The sequence below is a fragment of the Nonomuraea sp. NPDC048826 genome (assembly GCF_043198225.1).
Lineage (GTDB): Bacteria > Actinomycetota > Actinomycetes > Streptosporangiales > Streptosporangiaceae > Nonomuraea.
Genome location: NZ_JBICUQ010000004.1, coordinates 661,358 through 678,170, shown reverse-complemented (window position 1 = coordinate 678,170; position 16,813 = coordinate 661,358). Strand labels below are relative to the sequence as shown.

Here is a 16,813-nt window from a genome sequence, read left to right as displayed (position 1 = left end):
CGGCGTGATTTTTTCCAACTAAGGGGCAATAAGTCGGGCTATTTTGCCGAGGTGTTTCCTGGAGTGACCAGGCCCGACTCGTAAGCGGCCACCACGAGCTGCGCCCGGTCGAACAGCCCCAGATGGTCCAGCAGCGCCCGCACCGTCGCGTGCACCTCCGGCTCCGGCATGGCGAGAGTCTGGCCGATCTGCCGGTTCGTCAGCCCGCGCGCCACCAGCTTGACGACGTCGAGCTGGGCGTCGGCGAGCCCGGCGAGCGCCGGCGGCGAGGCCGGGTCGGTCCGGCCGGCGAAGGCGGAGATGAGCCGCGTGGTGACCGCCGGGTCGATGAGCGCGTCACCGGCGGCGGCGGCCCGGATGGCGGCCACGAGCTGCTCGGGCGGCGAGGTCTTGAGCATGAACCCGCTGACGCCCGCGCGCAGCGCCGCGTAGAGGTTCTCGTCGCTGCCGAAGGTGGTCATCATGATCACCTTGGGCGGGTCCTCGGCCGCGAGGATGCGCCGGGCGGCGGCCAGGCCGTCCAGGTTCGGCATCTGGATGTCGAGCAGCACGACGTCGGGGCGCAGGGTGCGGGCGGCGGTGATGGCCTCCTCGCCGTCGGTGGCCTCCCCGGCGGCCTCCAGCCCGTCCTCGGCGGCCAGCACGACCTGGAGCCCGGCACGTACCAGCGCCTGGTCGTCGGCGACCAGCACGCGCAGCGTGGGACAGTCGGCCGCCCCCTCGGCCGGTGCGGCGGGCGCGGTCTCGGGCGCGGCGGCGGGCGCCGCCGGGAGGTCGGGCACGCTCTGCGCGAGCATGTCGTGCTCCAGGCGCTGCAGCCCGGCCGTCAGGTCCAGGCCCAGCTCGTCACGCCAGACCGCGCGGGCCCGGCGCAGCGCGGCCAGCGCGTCGCCCTGGCGGCCGGTGTGGTAGAGCGCCAGAGCCAGCAGCCGCCAGGCCTCCTCGCGCAGGGGATGGGCGGCGGCGTGCGCCTCCAGGTCGGCCACCAGCGCCGTCGTCCGCCCGAGCGCCAGGCCGGCCGCGCCCCGCCGTTCGACGGCGACGAGCCGCAGCTCCTCCAGCCGGGCCGCCTCGGTCGCCGCCCACGTCAGGTCGGCGAACTCCGCCAGCGCGGGCCCGCGCCACAGCGCCAGCGCGTCCTCCATGGCCGCCCAGACCTCGGCAGGGGAGCCGTCGGACTTGGCGAGACTCTCGAACCGCCAGGCGTCCACCTGGTCGGGCCCGGCCCGCAGCGCGTAGCCCGGCGGCGCGGACACCAGCACCGAGGCCTCCTCGCGGGGCGCCCGGCGGGGTTCGAGCACGCGGCGCAGCCGGGAGACGTAGCCCTGGATGGTCGACAGGGCCTGCGCGGGCGGTTCGCCCGGCCACAGCTCGTCGATGAGGGTGTTCACGGGCACGGCACGGCCACCGGCCACGATCAGGCGGGCCAGCACCGCCCGCTGGCGCTGGCCGCCGAGGTCGAGGGGGGTGCCGTCCGCCCAGGCCTGGAACGGTCCGAGCGCGGTGAAAGTCAACATTGTGGGCATAAGCCTAGGGCCATCCAGACGTGCAGGTAAATGAGAGCTTATTGCGCCGGAAGGGTCGCGGTCACCACGGTCCCGCCGCCCTCCCGTGCCCGGACCGCGCAGGTGCCGCCCAGCTCGGCGGCGCGCTCGCGCATCGATCCCAGCCCGACCCCCGCCCGCACGTCCGGCGGCATGCCGGACCCGTCGTCGGCCACCGTCACCCGGAGCAGCCCGTTGTCGCGCTCCAACCGGACCGTCACGCGCGCCGCCGCGGCGTGCTTGCGCGCGTTCGTCAGCGCCTCCTGCACGATCCGGTACGCCGCCACCTCCACCGCCGCGGGCAGCCCGGCCAGGTCACCGGCGGTCTCCACCGTCGTCGCCGGCTCCTCGGGCGTCCGGGCCAGCTCCTCGACCGCGCCGGTCAGGCCCAGCTCGTCGATCGCGGGCGGGCGCAGCCCGTACACGAGCTGCCTGATGTCGCCGCTGATCGCGTCCATGCCCGTGCGCAGGTCGGCCAGCAGCCGCTCGGCCTGGTCGGGGGAGCGGCGCAGGGAGAGCCGGGCGGCGTTGATCACCATCGCCATCCCGGTGAGCGACTGGCCCAGCCCGTCGTGCAGGTCGCGGCGCAGGCGGCGGCGCTCCTCCTCGCGCGCTGCGAGGATCCGCTCCCGCGACCGCTGCACGGCCGCGGTCATGCGCACCGCGTGCGCGGCGTCGGCGATGTACGGGGAGAGCGTGGCGATCACCCGCTCGTCGTGCGCGGCGGGGAAGCGCCGCCGGGCCGTGGGGCCGATGAGCAGCAGCCCGACCGGCTCGCCGTGCCAGACCAGCGGGACGGTACGGGCGACGGGCTCGGGCGAGCCGGTCACCATGGTCGTGTTCTCGACCTCCACCGCCACCCCGGTCACCGACAGCCCTTCACGCAGGACCTCCAGCGTGGCCAGCAGCCCGTGTCCCGGGTCGAGGCGCTGCAGCCGGTGCCTGAGCCGCGCGGCCAGCGCGGCGGGCACGCCGGTGCCGCCGTAGAGCAGGCGGTCGACGCCGCGCTGCAGCGCCTGCCGCATCGGATGGAAGAACACCCCGGCGAACAGCGCCGCCGCCAGCCCGGCGACCGAGTGCACCTCGGCCAGGAACACGCTGGACGCCGCGCTCGCCGCCAGGTAGACGCCCGTGATGACCAGGGCGAGCCCGGTGCCGACCATGGCCCGGCTGATCAGCGTGTCGATGCCGAACAGCCGGTAGCGCAGCACCGCCACCGCGATCGCCGCCGGGATCAGCGGGATGCCGAACGACGCCAGCCACCAGGCGTCCCCGCCGAGGATCCACGGGATCAGCAGCCCCGGCAGGGTGACGAGCAGCCACAGGATCTGCCGCCGCTCGACGGCGTCGCCGCGGGTGAACCGTACGGCCAGCGAGGCGAACGCGAGCCCCAGGCCGACGGTGACGAGCAGGTGGGAGGCGTCTCTGAGCGCCTTGTCCATGGTCAGCAGGGAGGCCCAGGCGAGCAGATGACCCGCCACCACCGGCACGACCACCCACCGCCAGCGCGCCGACGGCATCCGGCCGTCCGGGTAGAGCAGGGGCAGCAGCACCCCCAGCGAGAGCTGGCATGCCTGCCAGGTGAACTCCACCACGACCCAGCCCCACCCCGGGTCCCCGTTCAGGACGATGAGGTTGGCGGACAGGATGTTCGCGGCGGAGCTCACGCCGCCCGCGCAGAGCAGCCACCCGATCAGCAGCCGCGGCCTGCGGTACACCAGGATCGCGCCGAACAACGGGAACGCGGTGCCGGCCACGTCCTCCGGCGCGAACGGCAGGGGGGTGTACGCGGCGGGCGGCAACCGGGCGGTCACCAGGATGTTGGTGAGCTCCAAGGCGATGGCGAGCATGGCGAGCCCGATCGCCGTACCGCGCGCCGCCCGTGCGTGGCGCATGGGAAAGTGTCCTCTCAGCCCGATGGCTGGAAGAAATTATCGGGCTCCGGCCAACGGCGAATCAAAATCCGTTGAACGCCGCCGGACCGCGGGCCCGATCGCCAGCATCCCGGCCGCGGCGGCCAGGCCGATCCCGCCCGTGGTGAACCAGAGCGCCCGCTGCCCGCCGACCTCCAGCAGGGCGCTGCCCAGCAGCGGCGCCAGCATCCCGGCCGCCGACCAGGCGAGCCCGAACAGCCCGGCGTAGCGGCCGCGCAGATGGGCCGGGGCGAGCGTGGCCAAGATCGTCCCGGCGATGCCCGCGGTGACGATCTCGCCCGCGGTCCACACGACGATGGTGACCGCCAGGATGGCCGTGTTGGTGACGAAGGCCGTCAGCGTGAACCCCAGCCCCATCACCACCAGCCCGGCGGCCAGTGTCCTGGACGCGTCCCTGCGGCCCAGCCAGCCGGAGACGAGCGGCTGCACGATCACGATGAGCACCCCGTTGAGCGCCATCGCGGTGCCGAACTGGGCGGTGGTCAGCCCGGCCAGGCTCGTCATCGCCACCGGCAGCATGGTGTACGTCTGCGCGTACATCAGCGCGTCCCCCAGGATCACCAGCGTGTACGCGATCATCAGCCGGTCGCGCAGCACCACGCCGAACCCGCCGGACTCCGCCTGGGCCTCGGGCCGGGTCTCCGGCACCGCCCGCCACACCAGCGCCGCGAAGATCAGGCAGCTCACCGCGTCCAGCCAGAACAGCAGGAGGAAGCCCTGCTGCGCCAGCCACCCGCCCGCCGTCATGCCGACCGAGTAGCCCAGGTTGATCGCCCAGAACAGCAGCCCGAACGCCCGCGGCCGGTCCTCCGGCGAGACGAGGTCGGCGACCAGCGCGTTCGAGGCCGGCCGGTAGGCGTCCACGACCAGCCCGAGCGCCAGCATCGAGGCCAGGATCGCGGGCAGCGTCGTGCTGTAGCCGAGCGCCAGCAGCGCCGCCGCGGTGGCCACCATGCCGCCGGTCAGCGTGGCCCGGCGGCCGATCCGGTCCGCCAGCGTCCCGGCCACCAGCTGCGACAGCAGCGACCCCGCGCCGAAGACGGCCATCACCAGACCGGCGGCGGCCACGGACAGGCCGCGCGTCTGGGTGAGGAATACGCCGGTGAACGGCAGCACCATGCCGCCCAGCCGGTTCACCAGGGTGCCGCCCCACAGGGCCCAGAAGGGGCGGGGCATGCCGCCGAACGCGGCGCGCAGGAAGGACTGCTTCCCGGGGGCTGTGGTGGTCACCCCGCAACCTTCGGTTCCGCCGGGCGCCGGGGCGAACGATTTAGGGCAGACTAAAGGCATGGCGGTGATCTGGGAGCTGAAGCCGGAGGACGTGGCCCGGATCCGGTTCGCGTTCTCGCCGCTGTGGGAGCTGGTCGCCAGCCTGCGCACGCTCCAGGACCCGGCCAGGCAGGCGCTTCACCTGCCGTGGCTCACCTGCGTGCGGCCCCGCCTGGCCGGGCTCGACCTGGCCGAGCTGTTCGCGCTGGTGCCCCCGAGCGGCTATCTCGCCGACTTCCTCACGCCGCCGCCCGACACGCCCATGCCGGACTTCGCCGCCGAGCTGGACCGGGTCCGGCGGACCGCGCCGGAGCGGGCGCTGCACGAGGCCCGGATAGTGCGCCCGGCCGACCCGGACGCGCTGCGCCGGTTCGCCGCCGACCCGGCGCGCGGGATCCAGCGGGTCGCCGACGCGCTGGAGGCGTACTGGGAGACCTGCTTCGCCGAGTTCTGGCCGCGCGTCTACGCGCTGCTCGAACGCGACGTGCTGCGCCGCTCGCGGCAGCTCGCCAGGGGCGGCGCCCGCGAGCTGTTCGACGGGCTCGACCCGGCCGTCAGGTGGGGCGGCGGCAGGCTGGTCGTCGACCGGCCGTGGTGCAACGAGGGCTCGGCGCTGCACGGCGACGGGCTGGTGCTGGTGCCGAGCGCGTTCTACTGGCCGTCCGTCGCCGTCATGGCCGCCCCCTACCAGGCGATGCTCGTCTATCCGGTGCTCGGGGTCGGCACGCTGTGGGAGCAGGGCCCGCCGCCCGCGCCGGGCGCGCTCGCCGCGCTCATCGGCCGCAGCCGCGCCCGGATCCTGCTCGCGCTGGCCGAGCCGAGCACCACCACGGCGCTGGCCGGCCGGATGTCGCTGACGCCCGGCGCGGTCAGCCAGCACCTGGCCGTGCTCAGCGGCAGCGGCCTGACCGTCGGCCTGCGAGTCGGCAAGCAGGTCGTCTACCGGCGCACCGCCACCGGCGACGCGCTCGCCGGCACCGCTCACGCGTAGCGGGACGACTCCAGCAGCCAGTCGAGGTGGGCCCGGGGCGCTGCGAGATAGGCGCAGGCCACCTTGCTCACGTCTCTGGCGGTGCCCGGCGCCAGGTCGTCCATCGGCAGCCGGCGCGCCGCCCGGCTCATGTCACGGCACCGCTCGGCGATCCGGTCGAGCACCCAGCCGACCGCGTCGCGCTCGCCCAGGCCCAGCTCCCGCATCGCGATCACGACCAGGTTGTGGCCGTCGCCGCGCTCCTTGGGCCGCGAGGCCACGTCGTTGCACCAGGCGGTGATGTCGCTGCAGGAGTTGACCAGCTCCTGCCACGGCTCCGACCGGTGCACCCAGGCCGGCACCTCCACCCGCAGGCACGGCTCCACCAGGTCGTACAGGTAGGGGCCGACCGTGCCCCGGCGCAGCATCGGGTAGTCGGCCAGCGTCGGCGACTTGCCCGCCGCCCGGTTCTCGGCCTCGGTGCGGCAGGCGTAGTGCTGGCGCTGCAGGTTGACCGCGAACCGGCGGCGCCACTGGTCGCTCATCCGCGCGCTGGTCACCCGCCACAGGTCGGCGAAGGCCGCCTCCAGCGGATGGTCGGCGGAACCCTCCAGCATCCCCTGGAACACCTCCAGCGGGCACGGTCCCTCGTCCAGCTCGTCGTCCAGGTGGAACAGCCAGGTCAGCCACTGCGCGAACAGCGCCGCGGCGGCCGCGTCGAACTCGGCGAACGCCCGCCCCGCCATCCGGTGGAAGCCGACGCCCGGGTCGGCGCGCAGGCCCGTCCGGCGCGCCCAGTCGATCACCGCCGCCTCGATCGCGTACACCGACGGATGCATCCGGCACGGCGCCGCCATCGCCGGCACCCGCTCGGTCAGCGGCAGCAGCGCGGCGGCGGCCCGGCTGCCCCGGCGGGGCAGCGGCAGCAGCGGCTTCCAGTGCAGCACGGAACGGAGCGCGGACCGTACGGAAGCCATCACGGTCGTGCTCACCACGGTGCTCACAGGGGCCCGAAGAGCCAGTTGCCGGGCGCCTCGGGGTCCTCGCCCGTGTAGAAGTCGCGGGCGGCGCGGACCAGCTCGGCCACCGTCAGCACGCCCCTGCCCGTGGTGTCGAGCCGGTCGAACGCCGCGTCCGCGTCGTCGTGGCCGGTGCCGAACGCGGCCAGCAGCGCGCGGAACTCCTGCGGCCCCGCGTAGCCGTCGCCGCCGCTGTCGCACAGCCCGGCCACCGCCACCGCCGCCGGATGGAAGACCGGCTCGTACCGGTCGCCCTTGACGAACGCGGCGGTCATGCCGAGCCGGAAGTCCTCGCGGGTCACGTCGGCGTCCTCGTCGCGGCCGAGCGCGGCCACCAGCTCCGCCCAGATCCGGTCGAAGCCTTCGACGAGGGCGCTGCCGGTCACCGACGTGGGGGACTCCCCGAAACCGACCAGGAGCCGGGCGCCCAGCCCGAGCAGGTCCTCGCGGTCCACGACGCCCCTGCCGGCCGCGTCGATGTGGTCGAAGGCCCGATCGAGCTTGTGATCGAGCAGGTCGATAGCCACCAATGCCTCCCCCGAGACTGACTGCGTGATCACATTAAGACCGGGCGGGGCCTTTGTCAGTGAGGCTCGCACCGGCACCCCACGTAACGTGTGCGAAACACGGACACGGCATGCTGATAGGAGACCTGTACTGTCTTCATGAGGGGACGCCGTGGACCGCCAGCAGGAGTTCGTGCTCCGCACGCTCGAGGAACGCGACATCCGGTTCATCCGGCTCTGGTTCACCGACGTGCTCGGCTTCCTCAAGTCCGTCGCGATCGCGCCGGCCGAGCTGGAGGGCGCCTTCGCCGAGGGCATCGGCTTCGACGGCTCCGCCATCGAGGGCTTCGCCCGCGTCTACGAGTCCGACATGCTCGCCAAGCCCGATCCCTCGACGTTCCAGATCCTGCCCTGGCGGAGCGAGACACCCGGCGCCGGGCGCATCTTCTGCGACATCCTCATGCCCGACGGCTCGCCCTCGCACGCCGACCCGCGCTGGGTGCTCAAGCGCACCCTCGCCAGGTGCGCCGACATGGGCTTCACCTTCTACACCCACCCGGAGATCGAGTTCTTCCTGCTGAAGCACCGGCCCGAAGAGGGCCGGCGGCCCGAGCCGATCGACTCCGGCAGCTACTTCGACCACACCCCCCACAGCTCCGGCCACGACTTCCGGCGCCAGGCGATCATGATGCTCGAGTCGATGGGCATCTCGGTGGAGTTCAGCCACCACGAGGGCGCCCCCGGCCAGCAGGAGATCGACCTGCGCTACGCCGACGCGCTCACCACGGCCGACAACATCATGACCTTCCGCCTGGTCATGAAGGAGGTCGCGCTGGAGCAGGGCATCTGGGCGTCGTTCATGCCCAAGCCGTTCACCGAGCACCCCGGCTCAGGCATGCACACCCACATGTCGCTGTTCGAGGGCGACCGCAACGCCTTCCACGAGCCCGGCGCCGACTACCAACTGTCCAAGGTGGGCCGCTCGTTCATCGCCGGCCTGCTCAGGCACGCCGCCGAGATCACCGCGATCACCAACCAGTGGGTCAACTCCTACAAGCGGCTGTGGGGCGGCGCCGAGGCCATCGCCGGCCAGGGCGGCGAGGCCCCCTCCTACATCTGCTGGGGCCACAACAACCGCTCCGCCCTGGTGCGGGTGCCGATGTACAAGCCGCACAAGGGCGGCTCGACCCGCATCGAGTTCCGCTCGCTCGACTCGGCCTGCAACCCCTACCTCGCGTTCGCGCTCATCCTGGCCGCCGGCCTCAAGGGCATCGAGGAGGGCTACGAGCTGCCGCCGGCCGCCGAGGACAACGTGTGGACCCTGACCAGCGCCGAGCGGCGCGCGCTGGGCATCCAGCCGCTGCCGCAGTCGCTCGACGAGGCGATCAGCGTCATGGAGCGCAGCGAGCTGGTGGCCGAGACGCTCGGCGAGCACGTCTTCGACTTCTTCCTGCGCAACAAGCGGGCCGAGTGGCGCGACTACCGCCGCACGGTCACCGAGTTCGAGCTGGGGCGCTACCTGCCGGTTCTCTGACGCACGGGCCGTGACGCCGCCGCCGGTCCGGCGGCGGCGTGAGCAACATCACTCTCATGCGGAAGTCACCTGTACGCAACGTGCGGGCCGTATCTTTTACTGATCCCGGAGGTTTCCCGTCGGAGATCGCGGGCAACCGTACGGCTTCACGGCAGGGCGGGAAGTTTCGGCCGTGTTGGTGGCGTTATGTCGTGATGTGGGTCCCGAGAACTGGCTGATCAGCAGGTCCAGTACTATCGGCCCATCCCAAACGACGTTTTAGTACTTCGCCTGATTTATGGCGATATAGGAGGGTGTTGCATGACGACGGCTGCCCTGCAGACCGTACTGACCGTTCCCGAGCGTTTCCGGGGGCCGGCCCATTCCGCCAACGGCGGCTGGCTGGCCGGCACCTTGACAGACGCGCTGAACGGCGGGCGATCGGCGGTCGAGGTCACGCTGCGCGCCCCGACACCCCTCGGCACCGAGCTGAAGCTGGAGCACCTGGCCAACTCCGTCTCCCTCTACGACGGCGACCAGCCGCTGGTCGAGGCCATCCCGGTGGCCGAGGACGTGCCGGCGCCGCCGTTCGTGCCGTTCACCGAGGCCGCACGGGCCGAGGCGGGGTTCGCGGGCCGCCGCGGTCACGCCTTCCCCGAGTGCTTCGCCTGCGGGTTCCGTGAGCCGGGCGACGGCCTGCGCATCTTCCCTGGACCGGTCGAAGGCGCGGAGGGACTCGTGGCGGCCGGGTGGCGGGTGCCGTTCGCGGTGGCCGACGCCGACGGCGTGCCCTCCTCGATCGTGGGCGCCGCGCTCGACTGCGTCACCGGCTGGGCCCACTTCCAGCCGGGTCAGTCGGCCCTGCTGGGGCGGCTCGGGCTGCAGTTCCACCGCAAGGTGATCCCGGGCGGCGTCTACTCCGTGGTGGCCCGCACGACCGGCCGCGAGGGCCGCAAGCTGTTCGGCGAGAGCGCGATCTACGAGGTGGACGGCACCCTGGTGGCCGCCGCCAACGCCACCTGGATCGTTCCGCGCTGACCTGTTGACGCTACGGACGGCCCCGCCTGGCGGGGCCGTTCGCCGTTTCTCATGAGGTGAGGCGTTCGACGACGGTCGCCACGCAGCGCTCGTCGAACAGGATCGTGTAGTGGTTGCAGTCCGGCAGCACCTCGTCCTTCAGTCCGGGCAGCCGGGCCAGCCAGGGGACGGTCAGGTCGTCGGGGAGCATGCCGACGTCCTGGTTCAGCAGCCCGCGCGGGGCCCGCAGCAGGCACACCGGCGCCTCGACGGCCTGCAGCGCCTCGCCGATCCGGGCCGCCTCCACCAGCAGCCAGCGTCCGTCCTCGGCGACCGCCTCCGGCACCGCCCGCGAGCGCAGCGCGCCCTCGGGGCCGGTCAGGTCGTAGCGCACGTACTCCTCCACCTCGGCGCTCCAGAACCCGGCGAAGGCCGGGTGCGCCCGGAAGAAGTCCAGGTACGCCTCCGCCGAGGGGAACGTCTGGCGCAGCCGGGCCAGCGCCGGGCCGAGCGTGGCGGCCATGACCTCGTCCGGGTCCATGCCCGGGGGCAGCGGCAGCGGCAGGCCGCCGTCGATCAGCACCACCCGGGAGAACGCCCGCCGCGCCGCGGCCAGCGCGGCCACGTACCCGCCCATCGAGTGGCCGGTGAGCACCGCGCCGGGGCCCGCGCCCACGTGCTCCGCCACCCGGAGCACGTCCTCGGCGTGCCGCTCCAGCCCGTACGGACCGGGCAGGTCCGCGCTGTGACCGCGGCCGCGCAGGTCCATGGCCACCAGGGACCACCCGTCAGGGAGCCGCCGCCCGACCGCCTGCCAGGCCATCAGCGAGGCGGTGATCCCGTGCACCGCCACGATCGTCCGTGGCCCGCCGCCGAAGGTGGCGATCCGCAGGCCGTCCACTTCCTCGATCCTCATGCGGGGAGTTTACGGACAAAACGGCCTTTACATTAGGTGCTATGCGCATCACGGTGATCGAGAACGAGGCCGACGCTCCGCTCGGCTATCTGGCCGACTGGCTGGGACTGCCTTGCGACGTCATCCGGCCGTACCTGGGGGAGGAGATCCCCGGCCGCGCCGCGGACGGGCTGATCGTGCTCGGCGGCGACGCCGCCGCGTGGGAGGACGAGCGCTGCCCCTGGTTGCCGGCCACCCGTGAGCTGCTGCGCAGGGCGGTCGAGGAGGGCACGCCCACGCTGGGCGTCTGCCTCGGCGCCCAGCTCCTGACCCTGGCCTGCGGCGGCGCCGTGGAGCGCGGGGCCGACGGGCTGGAGGTCGGGGCGTGCGAGGTCGTCGCGCTGCCCGCCGCCTCCGACGACCCGCTGCTGTCCGGCGTCGGGCGGGCGGTGGCCGTCCAGTATCACCGGGACGCCATGACCCGGCTGCCCGAGGGCGCGGTGCCGCTCATGACCGGCGACCGGTACCCGAACCAGGCCTACCGGCTGGGCGACACCGCCTGGGCGGTCCAGTTCCACCCCGAGGCCACCCCGGACATCTTCGCCTCCTGGGCCGCGGGCAACGGCCTGGAGCACCTCGACGCGCCGGTGCGGGCCGCGGCTCCGGCGCTGGAGTCGGCCTGGCGTCCGGTCGCCGAGGCGTTCGCCGGGGTGGTCCGCGCTCACGCCCGTTCCCTCCAGATGCGCAGCGAGCCCGCCGCGGGATAGGCGGTGTCCCGGGGCGTGTCGTCCCAGATCCGGGTGATGCCGCCGGACCCGTCGAAAGCCGGCCAGCCGGGGTCGCCGGTGGCCGCGAAGCCGGTCCACGCGGCGCAGATCCGGCCGGACAGGGCGGCGAAGCCGGGGGCGGCGCCCAGAAGGCGCGCGGCGTAGCGGGTGTGGGGCAGACCGAAGACGAACGGGACGTCGACCCCGTGCGCGGCGCCCAGCGGGCCTCCTCGCCAGGCGAAGTCGTACAGCCAGGTGCGACCGCCGCCACGGGCGTGGGCCTCGGCCGTGAAGGTCGTCGGCATGCGCACCAGGGCGTCGGACATGACCGTGGTGAACAGCTCGGCGGCGCTGCCCGGGTAGGCGGCGCGGTAGGCAGCGGCGGCGGCGGGGGACAGGCCGAACCGCGTGACCACCGCCGCGAGGTCGATCCGCCCGGGGCCGGGCGGCGGAGGGAAGCCGCGGTACTCGTCATGGGTGAACCCGCAGACCAGGTCGATCCCCCGGGCGGCGCCACCGGCGATGGCCTCCCAGGGCGGCGCGGTGACCAGGTCACCGTCGACCACGGGGGCGAACGCGCCCGGCTCGGCCAGCAGGGCCTCCGGGGGGAGCGCGGCCAGGCCGTCCAGGGTGGGGGCCGCGCCGGCGGAGGCCGCGAGCCGCTCGGTGACCTGCCGGGCCTCGGACGGGCCGAGATAGCCGGCGGGCAGGCTCTGCAGGACGCACCGGCGGAACAGCCCGGCGGCGGCCGGCGCGGCGGCGAGCAGGGCGGCCGAGGCGGCGCCGGCGGACTGGCCGAAGACCGTGACGTTGCCGGGGTCGCCGCCGAACGCGGCGATGTTGTCCTGAACCCAGGTGAGGGCGGCCAGCTGGTCCAGCAGGCCGCGGTTGCCCGGGGCGCCCGGCACGTGGCCGAACCCCTCGAAGCCGGTGCGGTAGTCGAAGGTCACCACGACCACCCCGGAGCGGGCGAGCACGGACCCGTCGTACTGCGGCATCGACGCGGCGCCGTAGGCCCACCGGCCGCCGTGGATCCACACCATCACGGGCAGGCGCGCGGCCCCGGGACCGGCTGTCCACACGTTCACCGTCAGGCAGTCGAGGCCGTCGCCAGGCCGCCACACGGCCGGGACTCCCGGGGCGGGGGGCCGCTGCGGCGGCGCGGTGCCGAAGGCGTCGGCGTCCCGCACCCCGTCCCAGGAGGGCGCGGGCCCCGGTGACCGGAAACGCCGCGCGTCGGCGTACGGGATGCCCTTGAACGAGGCGATGCCGTCGCGGACGGACCCGCGGACGGCTCCCGCGCGGGTCTTGACCGTGCGGTGCGGCGGCTCTCCGGCGGGCGTCATGGCGTGTCATCCCAGCGGCCGGCGGGGCCGTCCTTGGCGAGCTTGGCGAGCAGCTCGTGCAGGGTCCGCCGTTCGTCCGCGGTGAGCGGGCCGAAGAACGCGTCGGAGGCCAGCTCGCTGAGCCGGTCGACCTCCCGGACCTTCTCCAGGCCCGCGGGGAGGATGTGCACCTCCACGGCGCGGCGGTCGGTGGCGTGCGGCCGGCGCTCGGCCAGGCCCATCGCCTCCAGCTCGTTCACGAGGGTGACCATGACGGGCTTGAACACCCGCAACCGGTCGCTCAGCCGCGCCTGGATCATCGGCTCCTGCCGGATCTGGGTGAGGACGCCCAGATGCTGGGGTTTCAGCCCGACCTGGCCCACCACCTGCTCGTAGGACTCGCGGGCGTGCGCGGCCACCCAGTTGAGCAGGAAGCCGGTCCACTTCGTCAGATCCTCCGGTGGCCCCACCGGATCGTTAATCTCCATAACGTTAAAAACGTTAACGTTCTCCAGGAGCCGGCGTCAAACCGGAGCCGGTCAGGGCGTGGGCGAGGCCGTGCACGGCGGCGGCCAGCAGCGGGAAGGCCGCCAGGGACACTGCGACGGAAGGCCCGCCGTCCATCGGCACGCCCGCGGCCCTGAGCCGCCGCCACGCCCACACCGAGAACGGGATCACCACCACCGGCGCCGTCACCACGCCCGGCGTGTATCCCCGGGTGACCGCCGCCTGGGCCAGGTGCACGACCCCGTGCGCGCCGAAGCCCGCCAGCGCCGCCTGGAACAGCGGGCTGCGGCCGCCCGTGCGCGCGCCCTCGGCCGAGGCCGCCGCCATCACCGCCCCCATCAGCCCGATCGCCACGTTGACGTGCCTCTGCGACACCTCCAGCCGCTCCCATGGCGCCGACGGGAACAGCCGCTCCAGCCGCGGCCGCGCCGCCCGCGACCAGCGCGCCATCGTCGCCAGCTCCTCCGCGTCGTGCACCGCCCACGCCGCGAACAACCCCCACGCCACCCGCTTCACCCGGCACCTCCAAAAGTGCAACGCAACGTTGCGTTTGATCCTAGGCCGCCACCCGGCGGGCCTGTCAAACTGGAGGGGTGCCCAGGATCGAGTCCACCGCCGCCCGCCTCGCCAAACTCGGATTCGCCGACGCCGCCACCGCCGCCCGCCTGGTCGAGCAGGCCGGGGTGGAGCTGGGCGACCTGCTCGACGCCCTGGTCGGCGTCGCCGACCCCGACCTGGCGCTGGCCTCGCTGACCCGGCTCGCCGAGCGCGAGCCCGCCGCACTCGACCTGCTGCGCGCCGACGGCGTGCTCAGAGAACGGGTGCTCGCCGTGCTCGGCGTCAGCGCCGCCCTGGGAGACCATCTCGTACGCCATCCGGACCAGCTCGGCACGCTGGCCCTGCCCAGCCTCGGGGAGGCGCGTGCGGAGCTGCTGCGCGCCGTCGGCGCCGACCCCGGCGACCCCGAGCCGCGCGCCACCGGCTCCACCGCGCTCGTCGACCTCCGGGTCGCCTACCGCGGCCGGCTCGCCCACCTGGCCGCCCGCGACCTCACCGGCCGGGCCACGCTCCAGGAGGTCACCGCCGAGCTGTCCGACCTCGCCGGCGCCGCCCTGGAAGCCGCGCTGGCGATCGCCCGTACCGAGGTCGACCCCGAGGACGCCCGGCTCGCCGTGATCGGCATGGGCAAGTGCGGCGCGAGGGAGCTCAACTACATCAGCGACGTCGACGTGATCTTCGTCGCCGAGCCGCGCGAGGGCGCCGACGAGACCAAGGCGCTGCGCACCGCCACCCGGCTCGCGCAGGCGATGATGCGCGCCTGCTCGGCCGCCACCGCGGAGGGCTCGCTGTGGGAGGTGGACGCCGGGCTGCGCCCCGAGGGCCGCTCCGGGCCGCTGGTGCGCACGCTCGCCAGCCACCTGGCCTACTACCGGCGCTGGGCCAAGACGTGGGAGTTCCAGGCGCTGCTCAAGGCCCGGCCGGTGGCCGGCGACCCGGAGCTGGGCGAACAGTACGTCGGCGCGGTCAACGAGCTCGTCTGGTCCGCCGCCACCCGCGACAACTTCGTCGAGGACGTGCAGGCCATGCGCCGCCGGGTGGAGGCGCACGTCCGCTCGGAGGGGGAGCGGCAGATCAAGCTGGGCCCCGGCGGGCTGCGCGACATCGAGTTCGCGGTGCAGCTGCTGCAGCTCGTGCACGGCAGGCTCGACCCGCTGCTGCGCCGCCGCGCCACACTGCCCGCGCTGGCCGCCCTGTCGCGGGGCGGCTACGTCGGGCGCGACGACTCGCGCGGCCTGGCGGAGGCGTACACGTTCCTGCGCCAGGTGGAGCACCTGCTCCAGCTCCACCGGCTGCGCCGCACCCACGTGCTGCCGGAGGACCCCGCCGACCTGCGCCGGCTCGGCCGGGCGCTGGGCATGCAGGCCGACCCGGTCGGCGAGTTCACCACCCGCTGGAAGCGGCACGCCAGCCAGGCCAGGCGGCTGCACGAGAAGCTGTTCTACCGGCCGCTGCTGCAGGCCGTGGCCCGGCTGCCGGAGACCGAGACGCGGCTGTCGGCCTCCGCCGCCGAGGCCCGCCTGGCCGCGCTCGGCTACGTCGACCCCGAGGGCGCGCTGCGCCACATCGCCGCACTGGCCAGCGGCGTGTCCCGGCGCGCGGCCATCCAGCGGACGCTGCTGCCGGTCATGCTCGGCTGGTTCGCCGACACGCCCGACCCCGACGCCGCGCTGCTCGGCTTCCGCCAGGTGAGCGAGAAGCTCGGCGCCACGCCGTGGTACCTGCGGCTGCTGCGCGACGAGACCGCCGTGGCCCAGCGCATGGCGCGCGTCCTCGGCACCAGCCGGTACGCCACCCAGCTGCTCATGCACGCCCCCGAGGCGGTGGCGATGCTCGGCGACGACGACGACCTGGCCGTCCGCCCGCCCGAGTCGCTGCTCGGCGAGGCGTCCGCCGCCGTGTCCCGCTACACCGACGAGGCGGAGACCGCGGTGGCCGCCGTCCGCGCGCTGCGCCGCCGCGAGCTGTTCCGCACCGCCGTGGCCGACCTCACCGGCCTCATCGACATCGAGCAGGTCGGGGTGGCGCTGTCGGCGCTGAACGACGTCACCCTCCAGGCCGCGCTCGACGCCGCCATCGCCAAGGTGTCGGCCGAACGGCGCGGCGAGCTGCCCACCCGGTTCGCGGTCATCGCCATGGGCCGGCTCGGCGGGATGGAATCCTCCTACGCCAGCGACGCCGACGTGATGTTCGTGCACGACCCGCTGGAGGATTCCGCCGAACGGGACGCCGCCGACGCCGCCTTCGCCGTGGCCAACGAACTGCGCCGGCTGCTCGCCCTGCCCGCGCCCGACCCGCCGCTGCTCATCGACCCCGACCTGCGGCCCGAGGGCAGGCAGGGCCCGCTGGTCCGCACCCTCGCCTCCTACCGCGCCTACTACGCCCGCTGGTCGTCGCCGTGGGAGTCGCAGGCGCTGCTGCGCGCCAGGTTCTCCGCCGGTGACGCCGCGCTGGGCGCCGCGTTCATCGCCATGGTCGACGAGCTGCGCTACCCGGCCGGCGGCATCTCCGACGACGCCGTACGGCAGATCAGGCGGCTCAAGGCCCGCATGGAGGCGGAGCGGCTGCCGCGCGGCGCCGACCCCGCCCTGCACACCAAGCTGGGCCGCGGCGGCCTGTCCGACGTGGAGTGGGTCGCGCAGCTCCTGCAGCTCCAGCACGCCGGCGAGCTGCCCTCCCTGCGCACCACCCGCACCCTGGAGGCGCTGCGCGCCGCCGTCGCCGCCGGGCTGCTCGACCCCGCCGACGAGATCGTGCTGGCCGAGGCGTGGCGGCGCGCCTCCGGCGTCCGCGACGCGATCATGCTGGTGAAGGGACGGCCCGGCGACAGCGTGCCCGCGAGCGCCCGCGAACGCCGCCACCTCGCCCGCGCGCTCGGCTACCCGCCCGACGGCTCGGAGGACTTCCTCGACGACTACCGCCGCGTCACCCGCCGCGCCCGCCAGGTGGTCGACCGCGTCTTCTACGGCGGCTGAGCCCATCGGCATTG

14 protein-coding genes are annotated in these 16,813 nt (G+C 74.1%); 5 read left to right on the top strand and 9 right to left on the bottom strand.

Going from position 1 to position 16,813, the window contains the following annotated elements; genetic code table 11:
- Positions 1–38: 38 nt before the first annotated feature.
- Genes ACGFI7_RS17650 through ACGFI7_RS17640 form a run of 3 tightly spaced genes read right to left on the bottom strand, consistent with a single transcriptional unit; the run spans position 39 to position 4,708 of the window.
- On the bottom strand, positions 39–1,517 hold the full coding sequence (locus ACGFI7_RS17650) for a BTAD domain-containing putative transcriptional regulator (RefSeq protein ID WP_393405407.1): 1,479 nt from the start codon (positions 1,515–1,517) through the stop codon (positions 39–41).
- A 47-nt stretch (positions 1,518–1,564) separates the two neighbouring features.
- Positions 1,565–3,439 (bottom strand): ATP-binding protein, encoded by a 1,875-nt coding sequence (locus ACGFI7_RS17645; RefSeq protein WP_393405405.1) that lies wholly within the window; start codon positions 3,437–3,439, stop codon positions 1,565–1,567.
- Positions 3,440–3,475: 36 nt separating this feature from the next.
- Positions 3,476–4,708, bottom strand: a complete 1,233-nt coding sequence (locus ACGFI7_RS17640) for an MDR family MFS transporter (protein ID WP_393405403.1) — start codon at positions 4,706–4,708, stop codon at positions 3,476–3,478.
- A 58-nt stretch (positions 4,709–4,766) separates the two neighbouring features.
- Between ACGFI7_RS17640 and ACGFI7_RS17635 the strand changes: the two genes are divergently transcribed.
- The gene (locus ACGFI7_RS17635; protein WP_393405401.1) at positions 4,767–5,738 is read left to right on the top strand and encodes a DUF5937 family protein; all 972 of its coding nucleotides are present in this window, start codon (positions 4,767–4,769) and stop codon (positions 5,736–5,738) included.
- Here ACGFI7_RS17635 and ACGFI7_RS17630 read toward each other — a convergent pair.
- Positions 5,729–6,709, bottom strand: a complete 981-nt coding sequence (locus ACGFI7_RS17630; RefSeq protein WP_393405399.1) for a terpene synthase family protein — start codon at positions 6,707–6,709, stop codon at positions 5,729–5,731. The genes ACGFI7_RS17635 and ACGFI7_RS17630 overlap by 10 nt on opposite strands.
- 8 nt (positions 6,710–6,717) lie before the next feature.
- Positions 6,718–7,263 (bottom strand): EF-hand domain-containing protein, encoded by a 546-nt coding sequence (locus tag ACGFI7_RS17625; RefSeq protein WP_393405397.1) that lies wholly within the window; start codon positions 7,261–7,263, stop codon positions 6,718–6,720.
- 151 nt (positions 7,264–7,414) lie between these two features.
- Here ACGFI7_RS17625 and glnA point away from each other — a divergent pair, with 151 nt between their 5' ends.
- Together glnA and ACGFI7_RS17615 are read left to right on the top strand one after the other, a co-directional pair.
- Positions 7,415–8,776, top strand: a complete 1,362-nt coding sequence (glnA, locus tag ACGFI7_RS17620) for a type I glutamate--ammonia ligase (protein ID WP_393405395.1) — start codon at positions 7,415–7,417, stop codon at positions 8,774–8,776.
- A 300-nt stretch (positions 8,777–9,076) separates the two neighbouring features.
- Complete coding sequence (locus ACGFI7_RS17615) at positions 9,077–9,793, top strand: PaaI family thioesterase (RefSeq protein ID WP_393405393.1); 717 nt, start codon at positions 9,077–9,079, stop codon at positions 9,791–9,793.
- A gap of 49 nt (positions 9,794–9,842) precedes the next feature.
- Here the strand turns inward: ACGFI7_RS17615 and ACGFI7_RS17610 are convergent, their stop codons facing one another.
- Positions 9,843–10,688, bottom strand: a complete 846-nt coding sequence (locus tag ACGFI7_RS17610; protein ID WP_393405391.1) for an alpha/beta hydrolase — start codon at positions 10,686–10,688, stop codon at positions 9,843–9,845.
- Between the two features lie 41 nt (positions 10,689–10,729).
- On the opposite strand from ACGFI7_RS17610, the gene ACGFI7_RS17605 reads away from it, so the two are divergent.
- On the top strand, positions 10,730–11,434 hold the full coding sequence (locus ACGFI7_RS17605) for a type 1 glutamine amidotransferase (RefSeq protein WP_393405390.1): 705 nt from the start codon (positions 10,730–10,732) through the stop codon (positions 11,432–11,434).
- Here ACGFI7_RS17605 and ACGFI7_RS17600 read toward each other — a convergent pair.
- Genes ACGFI7_RS17600 through ACGFI7_RS17590 form a run of 3 tightly spaced genes read right to left on the bottom strand, consistent with a single transcriptional unit; the run spans position 11,389 to position 13,782 of the window.
- Positions 11,389–12,780 carry a carboxylesterase/lipase family protein gene (locus tag ACGFI7_RS17600; RefSeq protein WP_393405388.1) on the bottom strand — a complete coding sequence of 464 codons (1,392 nt, stop codon included), beginning with the start codon at positions 12,778–12,780 and terminating at the stop codon, positions 11,389–11,391. The genes ACGFI7_RS17605 and ACGFI7_RS17600 overlap by 46 nt on opposite strands.
- Positions 12,777–13,247, bottom strand: coding sequence for a MarR family winged helix-turn-helix transcriptional regulator (locus tag ACGFI7_RS17595; RefSeq protein ID WP_393405386.1), 471 nt, complete (start codon positions 13,245–13,247; stop codon positions 12,777–12,779). Before ACGFI7_RS17595 ends, ACGFI7_RS17600 begins: the two co-directional genes overlap by 4 nt.
- A gap of 13 nt (positions 13,248–13,260) precedes the next feature.
- Positions 13,261–13,782 carry an HXXEE domain-containing protein gene (locus ACGFI7_RS17590; protein WP_393405384.1) on the bottom strand — a complete coding sequence of 174 codons (522 nt, stop codon included), beginning with the start codon at positions 13,780–13,782 and terminating at the stop codon, positions 13,261–13,263.
- Positions 13,783–13,859: 77 nt separating this feature from the next.
- Here ACGFI7_RS17590 and ACGFI7_RS17585 point away from each other — a divergent pair, with 77 nt between their 5' ends.
- The gene (locus ACGFI7_RS17585; RefSeq protein ID WP_393405382.1) at positions 13,860–16,799 is read left to right on the top strand and encodes a bifunctional [glutamine synthetase] adenylyltransferase/[glutamine synthetase]-adenylyl-L-tyrosine phosphorylase; all 2,940 of its coding nucleotides are present in this window, start codon (positions 13,860–13,862) and stop codon (positions 16,797–16,799) included.
- Positions 16,800–16,813 lie beyond the last annotated feature (14 nt).